Source organism: Nitrosomonas communis, assembly GCF_900114745.1.
GTDB classification, from domain to species: Bacteria; Pseudomonadota; Gammaproteobacteria; order Burkholderiales; family Nitrosomonadaceae; genus Nitrosomonas; species Nitrosomonas communis_A.
The window spans coordinates 23,740-32,986 of sequence record NZ_FOUB01000040.1 but is presented as its reverse complement, the minus strand read 5'-3'; the positions used below and the strand labels follow the sequence as shown (position 1 = coordinate 32,986).

9 protein-coding genes and 1 pseudogene are annotated in these 9,247 nt (G+C 43.7%); 3 read left to right on the top strand and 7 right to left on the bottom strand.

The genetic code is table 11. The annotated features are described in order from the left end of the window. Positions 1-433, top strand: a 433-nt coding sequence (locus BM122_RS13890; RefSeq protein ID WP_305728212.1) for a transposase, incomplete at its 5' end; no start/stop codon positions are given. Positions 434-768: 335 nt separating this feature from the next. Here the strand turns inward: BM122_RS13890 and BM122_RS13885 are convergent. The 4 genes and pseudogenes from BM122_RS13885 to BM122_RS13870 form a co-directional block, all read right to left on the bottom strand. Further along, positions 769-1,002: a hypothetical protein gene (locus tag BM122_RS13885; protein WP_218152089.1), complete on the bottom strand. Its 234-nt coding sequence runs from the start codon at positions 1,000-1,002 to the stop codon at positions 769-771. A 117-nt stretch (positions 1,003-1,119) separates the two neighbouring features. Beyond that, positions 1,120-1,922: pseudogene (locus tag BM122_RS13880) on the bottom strand (IS982 family transposase). Positions 1,923-2,290: 368 nt separating this feature from the next. Beyond that, complete coding sequence (locus tag BM122_RS13875; RefSeq protein WP_177198146.1) at positions 2,291-2,923, bottom strand: phosphoadenosine phosphosulfate reductase domain-containing protein; 633 nt, start codon at positions 2,921-2,923, stop codon at positions 2,291-2,293. A 312-nt stretch (positions 2,924-3,235) separates the two neighbouring features. Further along, positions 3,236-3,781, bottom strand: coding sequence for a septation protein A (locus tag BM122_RS13870; RefSeq protein ID WP_074906112.1), 546 nt, complete (start codon positions 3,779-3,781; stop codon positions 3,236-3,238). Positions 3,782-4,276: 495 nt separating this feature from the next. On the opposite strand from BM122_RS13870, the gene BM122_RS13865 reads away from it, so the two are divergent. After that, positions 4,277-5,758 (top strand): Ni/Fe hydrogenase subunit alpha, encoded by a 1,482-nt coding sequence (locus BM122_RS13865; RefSeq protein ID WP_074906110.1) that lies wholly within the window; start codon positions 4,277-4,279, stop codon positions 5,756-5,758. Between the two features lie 182 nt (positions 5,759-5,940). Here the strand turns inward: BM122_RS13865 and BM122_RS13860 are convergent, their stop codons facing one another. Next, positions 5,941-6,792, bottom strand: coding sequence for a cytochrome C assembly family protein (locus BM122_RS13860; RefSeq protein WP_074906108.1), 852 nt, complete (start codon positions 6,790-6,792; stop codon positions 5,941-5,943). A 145-nt stretch (positions 6,793-6,937) separates the two neighbouring features. Here BM122_RS13860 and ffh point away from each other — a divergent pair, with 145 nt between their 5' ends. After that, the gene (gene ffh, locus BM122_RS13855; RefSeq protein WP_074906106.1) at positions 6,938-8,287 is read left to right on the top strand and encodes a signal recognition particle protein; all 1,350 of its coding nucleotides are present in this window, start codon (positions 6,938-6,940) and stop codon (positions 8,285-8,287) included. A 66-nt stretch (positions 8,288-8,353) separates the two neighbouring features. Here ffh and BM122_RS13850 read toward each other — a convergent pair whose 3' ends face one another. Both BM122_RS13850 and dut read right to left on the bottom strand, forming a co-directional pair. Further along, the gene (locus BM122_RS13850; RefSeq protein ID WP_143083447.1) at positions 8,354-8,782 is read right to left on the bottom strand and encodes a DUF192 domain-containing protein; all 429 of its coding nucleotides are present in this window, start codon (positions 8,780-8,782) and stop codon (positions 8,354-8,356) included. Between the two features lie 14 nt (positions 8,783-8,796). Continuing rightward, positions 8,797-9,246 carry a dUTP diphosphatase gene (gene dut / locus BM122_RS13845; protein WP_074906104.1) on the bottom strand — a complete coding sequence of 150 codons (450 nt, stop codon included), beginning with the start codon at positions 9,244-9,246 and terminating at the stop codon, positions 8,797-8,799. Between the last annotated feature and the right edge of the window lies 1 nt (position 9,247).

Here is a 9,247-nt window from a genome sequence, read left to right as displayed (position 1 = left end):
TATTGATGAAAGTGGGTTTGCACAGGATGCGCCGCGCACGCACGGTTATGCACCCGCTGGCCAGAGATGTCATGGCACGCATGACTGGCATGCGCCAGGTCGTATCAACGCAATGGGAGCGTTGATCGGAAAGCTATTGATAACCGTCAGCCTGTTTGCAGTCAATATCAGTGCCGATGTATTTCATGGATGGGCGGTGCAGGACCTGTTGCCTAAATTGCCGTCACATGCGGTCGTTGTGATGGACAATGCTACCTTCCATAAGAGGCAGGATACGCAAGAGGCCATACAAAACGCTGGGCACACCCTTGAATACTTACCCGCTTACTCTCCTGATCTTAATCCCATCGAACATAAATGGGCACAGGCCAAAGCACTGCGTAAACAACAAAACCAGACCGTTGAGATACTTTTCAAATCCTATACATTCTGAATCATTCTTAACTGGTTAGGCTATACTGTCTGCGGCTCGCCTTCGCGTCATTTTTGATTTTGAAATGAAATAAAGTAAATTTTAGTGTAGGAATAGTTTTAATCTTATGTGAACAGCATTTTAGATCTCAAGTTTCATACCAATCTGTTCTTCCATCTGCCTAAGCACTGCTCCAAGGATAACATTATGTGAATCAACCAAACGGTAGAATGTGTACCAGCGCATCCCTTTGGGTTTCCATTGCATCTCATTCAGAATGTCAGGTTCCCAATCCAGCTGTACCCGAGAGTTTTGCTCGCTCGATGTAAAGTGTGGACGAGGTATAACCTCGCGCGTTATTTGACCTTTACCTTTTCCGGTTTTTTGGTCTGTTTTGGCTCTGAGTTCTTAACTCCTCTGATATTCATTCCCGCTAAAATTACTTGCATTGTAGCTAACGCCCATGCTCTATGGGGAATAGCCCAGATAAACCATAGCAAGTTGCTCAGTAGATAGAGCCAAAATCCCCAGTTACGATTATCTTTCCTCTCTGCAGCTACATACCATGTTGCCGTAATCGTAATAATCATGGCGAGCCATTGGATAAGATCTAGTAAATTTTCTAACGAATACATAAAAATGTTTAGATATAATTTTAAATGTGAATAAGTTGCAAACTATCTAACATGAGTTCGACATAAAAATCATCACATCACGCCTGGAAGAGCTTGAGAGAGTCTGCTATTAAGCGAGGGTTTCTTCTCCCGGAACGTGTAAGCCACCAGCCCGGCTATCAGATTAACAAAAAAATTAAATGGGCTGCGATGGCGGGAAGGCTCGATTTGCGAGATGTTCTTCAATGGGTCTCATTGACGGTTTTAATAATTGAGCGTTTACGTAACAGGAGCTTGTCAAATAGCGGCTGCGAGATATAGCTCCGATCACCAAAGAGCTTCCCAAACAGGGAGCGTGACAGCTCGGGCAGGGAATCATGATCATCCACATTGCCCGCCGTGATTTTGACTCCCGGCAATTCTCCCTGGTCATTGATGACCAAGTGCAACTTGAACCCATAAAACCAATCCACACTGGTCTTTCCTCGAGTAGCAAACTCTGCCATTACTTTATGCGGCCCAATGCGGCGATTGCGGCACACGCTGATCTTGGTCGAATCAATGAAGCTGATCCCACTGCATTGCCCAAAGCGGCTGGTCAGAAAACAGCGCAAGGGCACCAGGCTACCTTGCAGCAACTCCACAAAGCGGTTGTAGCCTCCTCCCTCTGGAAAATAACACCGCTGCTACCTCAACACGTGATTTAGGTAATAATGCTTAAAGGTCCAGTAACCGGACAGATGAAACCCCACCATGATGGTCATGACTTCACTTAGACACAGCGCTCCTCGCCGCCGACGCCGTTTTAGCGATGACTCCGTCAAGCGCTGCTCCCACCGCGGCTCAAACTCTTTATAAAAATCGTCAATCGCACAAAAAATCGTTATAGTATCCATGGGAATCTGACTCCTCTCGTGATGAAACTCTTTTCCCAAATCGCTTCATCATAAGGAATTCAGGTTCCTTTTGCCGCTTTTCTTATCCCGAACTCACGTTAGTGTATATAAAAATGACAAGTTAGGCTTGATTCTAGTAAATTTTTCTTATGTCGTTAAAAAATAATTGCTCTAGCGCAATCTTAGTTCCTTTTAGCTTCGCTAAGGCTTTGCTCAGTACTTTTTGGGGTGGGTGAAGAGTTCTACTTTACTAACATCTAGCGACGCTGGTTCATCCGGTAAATACGTACTTTGAATTCAACCTTGCAGAACTTCCAGGCGATTAGGCAATAGCGTTCCTTTTATACCTTTTTTACGTCGAACTCACGTTATTTAATGTGTAGACCGCATTCACGTTTTTCATCAGCTTTCGTTGGATCGAAATAATCCCATTCATTTGGCAAATTATGCTGCTTAAGATAGGCTTCCATGTCAGCATCTGTCCAATAGAAAACTGGGCTGACTTTAATAGTATGATAAGTTTTATCCTCGGAGAGAATATCTAATGTAGCGCGATACGGATTTTGTACTTTGCGTAATGCGGTAAACCAGACTGTAGGTGCAAACTCCTTCATGCTTCGTTGGAAGGGTTCTAATTTCATCATTGCGCTGAACTTCTTCAGTTCAGCTTCATTGTCGATACTTGGAATTGGACCATAAATTGCATCACGATGAGCAGCGGATAGCTTGGGAAGATAGATCTTAAGATTAAGATTGAGATTGTTGCAGAGCTGTTCAGCAAATCTATAAGTTGCCGGTCGGTTATAACCATGATCTACCCAAATGACCGGAATATCGGGTTGTACTTGAACGCAGAGATGAAGAATAACTGCTTCATAAGGGCGGAAGTTCGTTGACACAATTGCTCGATGGTTTGCTCGAGCAATGCCCCAACGTACAATTTCTAATGCGGGCTTATTTTTTAACGCTGCATTATACTCTGCAATTTGATTATTCATCATTTGAAACAGTTTTAGCCGGGGTTCAACAGAAAAAATAAACTAGTTTCTGAATATAAAGTACTAAAAATTTCGATATGTTGTCAACTTGGCAGGTTAGCGGTAAAAAAATGAATTATTTCTAATTCGAGCAAGGAATCTTGGCAAAATCACTATGTATTTTAAATTGCAGTGATGATTTTTGCTTGGCGCTCCTTTACTAAAAGATTTTCCTTACTTCTTTTGTGTCTTTGCGTTTCGTATTTGTGTTTCCCATGAGTTGAGAGAAGCATCTGATTGGCGGCTTGCTGCGCTTGTTGCTAATCCGGGAAGTTTTTATATTTCCTTATCGTCGTTCTTCTCGATATATTTTCCCAGAAACAATCCTTGCAGAACAATAAAAGCCAGCATCAGACCCATAAAACCGAACATCTTGAAATTAACCCAGGTTTCGGTGGAGTAATTATAGGCCACGATCAGATTGACAGCTCCCATTGAGGCAAAGAATGCTGCCCAGGTGGTATTGAGATGAACCCATATTGGCTCAGGCAGTTTGATCTGTTCTTTCATCATTGTGCGGATCAAATTCTTCTTGAAGATCAAATGTGCCAATAATAGCGCGATAGCAAACAGCCAATAAAGTACTGACGGTTTCCATTTTATGAAAGTTTCGTCTTGCAGAATCAATGTTGCACTGCCGAAGATGACAACAATTACGAGACTTGCCCATAACATGTTGTCGACTTTATGGTGGCGGAACCATACCCAGCCGATTTGCACAAAAGTGGCGGCAATGGCTACCGCAGTTGCAGCATAAATGCCATAAATCTTGAAAGTAACGAAAAACAGGATGACGGGAAAGAGATCAAAAAGAAACTTCATAAAATGATGTCAGTAGCTTTGTTGAGGGAGTAATTATCGAAGTAAATTATATTAATTGTTTATGCCTCGTCTGTTTTCAAATCAAACCTTGAGTCATGCGGAATGAATCCAGTAGCGCAAACCGGCTTGGCATTATCATCGTCGAATTCAAGTATATGTTCCAAATGTGCATGTTGCAACGAGCAATGGATAAATTTCTTTCGGATAAATTTCTTTCTATAGTTTCTATATTTATAGTAATGAGGAGATAAACTTTATGCAATTATGCATTATTGCTTGCTTGGTTCGTCCTAATATCATTTTACAGCTAAATTGAATGAGTTTGATCCATTGCTGCTAGGGTAACGTTACATTTGGTATAGCTGGCTAATGTGCCCTTTGCATTCATCATGCTTCATGCGAGCAAGCATCCTAAGGTACTGAGGCTGTAAAAAAACTCCAAAATTTTGCCTATCTGTGGGATACTGGAGTAGTCAGCATTCCCTGAAAATAGTCATGTCAACTAGCGGGCAAGATAAACCATCATCCGGCACAAGCAGACGGATTGCCATCGATCCCGTTACCCGCGTGGAGGGGCATGGCCGCATTACCTTGCTGCTGGATCAGGATAATCATGTGCAGCAGGCGCGCTTTCATATCGTCGAGTTTCGTGGTTTTGAAAAATTTATCCAAGGCCGGCCTTACTGGGAAGTGCCCTTTATCGTTCAGCGCCTATGTGGCATTTGTCCGGTCAGCCATCAGCTGGCAGCAGCCAAGGCAATGGATCAATTGGTTGGAGTCGATCAACTTACTCCGACAGCAACCAAGCTGCGTCGTTTGTTGCATTTTGGCCAGATCCTGCAATCGCATGCGCTGCATTTTTTTCATTTATCTGCTCCCGATTTGTTGTTTGGTTTCGGCAGTGATCCCTTACGGCGCAATATCGTCGGTATCCTGGAGAAATACCCTGAAATCGGCTTGAAAGGTGTCAAGCTACGCAAATATGGCCAGCAAATTATCGCGGCGGTAACTGGCAAACGTATTCATGGTGCCGCTACCATACCAGGTGGCATGAATAAATCACTCACCTTGACTGAGCGTGATGCCTTGCTCGCTGAGATTGAAGCTATTGTGAGCTGGAGCCTGGACGGAATAGCACTTAATGAGCACATTCATGTAGCTCATCCCGAACATCGACATTTTGCAACCCTCCATACTCCTTTTTTAAGCATGATCGGCTCAAATGGAGAGCTCGAGTTTTATCATGGCGGCTTGCGTGCTAGCTCAGCAACAGGGGAAAAGATTTTCGATCAGTTCGACTACCGTCACTACCATCAGATAATCCATGAAGAAGTACGCTCATGGAGTTATATGAAGTTCCCCTTTTTAACGGCACTTGGTCCAACTGAAGGCTGGTATCGTGTCGGACCTCTGGCGCGCGTCAATAATTGTGATACTATTTCCACCCCCTTGGCAGAAGCTGCGCGTAAGCGCTTTATGGAATATGGGCAGGGCTGTTTTGTCCATGACACGCTTGCGTATCATTGGGCGAGAATGATCGAAATGCTGCATTGTGCTGAATCCATTCATGCCTTATTGCTGAACAAGGAAATTACCGGCTCTGAATTACTTGTTCCGAAAGGACTCAAGCAAGAAGAAGGAATAGGTGTGATCGAAGCGCCACGCGGCACACTTTTTCATCACTATCGGGTCAATGAGGAAGGATTGATTACCCAAGCAAATCTGATCGTTTCAACAACAAGTAATAATCAGGCCATGAATGAATCCGTGCGAGTGGTTGCGAATACTTACCTGGATAGTCAGGAAATCACTGAAGCATTGCTTAATCATCTCGAAGTGGCCGTGCGTGCTTATGATCCCTGTCTCTCCTGTGCCACGCACGCATTGGGTAAAATGCCGCTGCAGGTTGAACTGATCGACAGCAATGGCATGCTGCTAGATCGATATCTATCTGGGCAAGAAAAGGATAATAATTAGTATCATTCCATTTCTAACTCAACACTGACTTTGTCGGCCTCACTTTGCCGTATTATTTATACTGTCTGCAGCTCGCCTTCGCGTCATTTTTGATTTTGAAATGGAATAAGGCACTTGCTGAGGAGTTGGGATGCTCTACGCGAAGGTATATTTATCTCGGTTGTAATTGATTGGATTTATTCTTAGCGCTGCAAAATAATTTCCAGCACAAATTTACTTCCGATATAGGCAAGTAGAAGAATAGTAAAACCGGTTAATGTCCAACGAATAGCAGTACGTCCTCGCCATCCGTAAAAATGCCTGCCTATAAGCAGAGCTGCAAATACTCCCCAAGAGATAAAACTGAAAAGCGTTTTATGGGAAAATGTTACAGATTGACCAAAAACTTCTTGTGAGAATATTACTCCACTAAAAAGTGTCAAAGTGAGGAGGATAAAACCTGTCCAGATAATGCGAAACAGCATTTTTTCCATCACAAGAAGAGGGGGTAAATTCATCAGTATCCGTGACATGGCAGGATGATGCAGACGATACTCTAATATCGTCATAAGAATTGCATGGAGTGCTGCAATAGTAAACAGACTATAGGCAAGCAGAGCAATCAGCAGATGTGCTTTAAATGCAGGTAATTCAGTGTTGGCAAGAGGGCGCAGAGAAGGCAGTATTAACGGCAGTAATACTGCTATTGCTGCTACCATTGCGATGGGTGCGATCAAGTTCTGTAGTTCTAGCAGCCGCGAAAAGAAACCTGAGAACCAGTAAATCAAAGCAGTCAGCCATACAATCGATGAGATTGCATTACCCACACCAAAACTGAGCCCATCATTTATAAAGATAGATTGATAAAGTATGAAGCCATGTAGCGTGAGCGGAACAAGTATGAGGAAATGCTCCCATGTGGCAATTGATGGGGCATTTATGTCAGCCTTAGCGTTGGGTGAAATGGATTGATTTTTCCAGCGACTACGCCAGAAATACCATCCAACCAATGCATAAAACAAAAAAGCTGAAATATAAATTAGAATGCTGGGCATTAATATACAAATATATACAGATCAAAAAGCTGATTTGTTCAGTCTACCTTGCACTTGTATAAATTCAAAGCGCTATTATTAGAATTTAGGAAATTATTATTTTATGGTGTTATACGTTTAGCGCCAATTTTTTTGAGGGATAACTATGTTTGACAATCTAACGAGTCGACTTTCCGGTGTTATTAAATCGCTGCGTGGAGAAGCTAGATTAACCGAGAGTAACATTCAAGCGGCCATGCGTGAGGTGCGCATGGCGCTGCTTGAAGCTGATGTGGCCTTACCTGTTATCAAGGATTTTATCGAGCGGGTAAAACAAAAGGCAATTGGTCGGGAGGTCATGGAAAGTCTTTCTCCTGGACAGGCATTAGTAGGCGTTGTACATCAAGAACTCATGGCTATCATGGGAGGAGAAAAAGCGGATCTCAACCTTAACACTGTACCACCTGCCGTTATTCTCATGGCAGGGTTGCAAGGTGCAGGGAAGACCACCAGTAGTGGTAAATTGGCCAAATGGCTGATAGATAACAAAAAGAAAAAAGTAATGCTGGTTTCTTGCGATATTTATCGACCTGCCGCAATTGATCAATTAGAGCTATTGTCCAACCAGGTTGGTGCTGATTTTTTTCCGGTAAAAGCAGGGCAGCAACCCGCAGAGATCTGCGCTGCTGCCCTGGATTATGCGCGCAAACATCATCATGATGTCATGATCGTCGATACCGCAGGCCGTCTCGGTATTGATCAAGCGATGATGGATGAGATCACTGAACTTGAGGCGCTGCTAAAACCGATTGAGACACTTTTTGTGGTTGACGCAATGCAGGGGCAAGATGCTGTCAATACGGCAAAGGCATTCGCTGATGCGCTTCCTTTGACAGGCGTTGTCTTAACTAAACTGGATGGAGATGCACGCGGCGGAGCAGCTTTATCGGTGCGGCATGTGACGGGTAAACCGATCAAGTTTACTGGTGTGGCCGAGAAATTGTCTGGCCTGGAACCCTTTTATCCAGATCGGATGGCTTCTCGTATCCTCGGCATGGGTGATGTGTTGGGGCTGATTGAAGAAGCGCAGCGCAGCGCAGATCAGAAAGAAGCTGAGAAGCTCATGAAAAAAATGAAATCAGGCAAGGGATTCGACCTGGATGATTTCAAAATGCAATTCCAGCAGATGAAAAAAATGGGTGGAATGAGTGCAATGCTGGATAAACTGCCGCATCAATTAACACAAGCAGCCCAGAATATGAAAGTGGATGATAAAATAATTAATCGCACTGAAGGCATTATTAATGCCATGACACGAGAAGAGCGTGCGAAGCCAGAACTTATTAAGGCGTCACGTAAGCGCCGTATTGCTATCGGCTCGGGCGTCTCCGTGCAGGAGGTGAATCGCCTGCTTTCACAATTTGAACAGGCGCGCAAAATGATGAAAATGGTTAATAAAGGGGGAATGGCCAAGATGATGCGCGCAGTAAAAGGTATGTTGCCCCAAATGCGCTAGAATTAAGCAGATTCTATGGGAGAAGGATAAAAATTCTCTGAGGATAGGTTTATTCTGCTGATAGGTTTATTCTGCTTGGGGTGTTTGTTCGAGTCCTTCTACCTGAACTCCAGTTGTTATATTTTTTTCAGTAAACCAGCCAAGATTCATTTCAAGCGCATATTTGGCTGGTTGCGCTGAAGAATGCGAGGTGAGTGAGTGCGGAGACATATCGGCAATATTGAGAATGACCCCCTTTTCGTCAAGAAACGCCACACTGAGCGGAATAAAAGTATTGAGCATCCACATGCTATAAATATTTGTTTTGGGAAAAATGAATAGCATGCCGCTATTTTTATCTAATTGCGTGCGATACATTAATCCTTTGGAGCGCGCAGTTGGAGTATGCGCTATTTCTGCTGAGACCGTATGATTTAAAATTTTAAGAGGAATTACTGGCGGTACAGGTTGAGTAGCTGAGCTTTCCACCGCGAGTAGCAGCAAAATAATGATCATGAAGTACCGGTACCCTAACATTTGCCAGTACTTCCAAAACCCCCTTCACCGCGGGTAGTCGGTTCAAAATTTTCTACTATATTGAATTGCGCTTGCAAGATGGGAACGATTACCAGTTGGGCAATACGTTCTAACGGGTTGAGTAGAAACTCTGACTGCCCACGATTCCAGCAAGAAACTAAAATCTGCCCCTGATAATCCGAATCGATCAATCCGACCAAGTTTCCCATTACGATCCCATGCTTGTGACCAAGACCAGAACGAGGTAACACGATTGCCGCTAAACCTGGATCATTCAAATGAATCGCGATACCAGTGGGAATTAATTGTGTTTCACCAGGCTGTAGTTGAATGGGATGTTCGGTACATGCGCGCAGATCGATCCCTGCTGACCCGGGCGTGGCATAAGCTGGCAGTTGATCTCTTAGCCGCAAATCAAGAATTTTGATGTCAATTTTTTTCATA

Excerpts from the sequence above, each read along its gene's own strand:
- BM122_RS13885 (WP_218152089.1), bottom strand. The coding sequence starts at position 1,002 with ATGATTATTACGATTACGGCAACATGGTATGTAGCTGCAGAGAGGAAA.
- BM122_RS13875 (WP_177198146.1), bottom strand. The coding sequence starts at position 2,923 with ATGATGAATAATCAAATTGCAGAGTATAATGCAGCGTTAAAAAATAAG.
- BM122_RS13870 (WP_074906112.1), bottom strand. The coding sequence starts at position 3,781 with ATGAAGTTTCTTTTTGATCTCTTTCCCGTCATCCTGTTTTTCGTTACT.
- BM122_RS13865 (WP_074906110.1), top strand. The coding sequence starts at position 4,277 with ATGTCAACTAGCGGGCAAGATAAACCATCATCCGGCACAAGCAGACGG.
- BM122_RS13860 (WP_074906108.1), bottom strand. The coding sequence starts at position 6,792 with ATGCCCAGCATTCTAATTTATATTTCAGCTTTTTTGTTTTATGCATTG.
- ffh (WP_074906106.1), top strand. The coding sequence starts at position 6,938 with ATGTTTGACAATCTAACGAGTCGACTTTCCGGTGTTATTAAATCGCTG.
- BM122_RS13850 (WP_143083447.1), bottom strand. The coding sequence starts at position 8,782 with ATGATCATTATTTTGCTGCTACTCGCGGTGGAAAGCTCAGCTACTCAA.
- dut (WP_074906104.1), bottom strand. The coding sequence starts at position 9,246 with ATGAAAAAAATTGACATCAAAATTCTTGATTTGCGGCTAAGAGATCAA.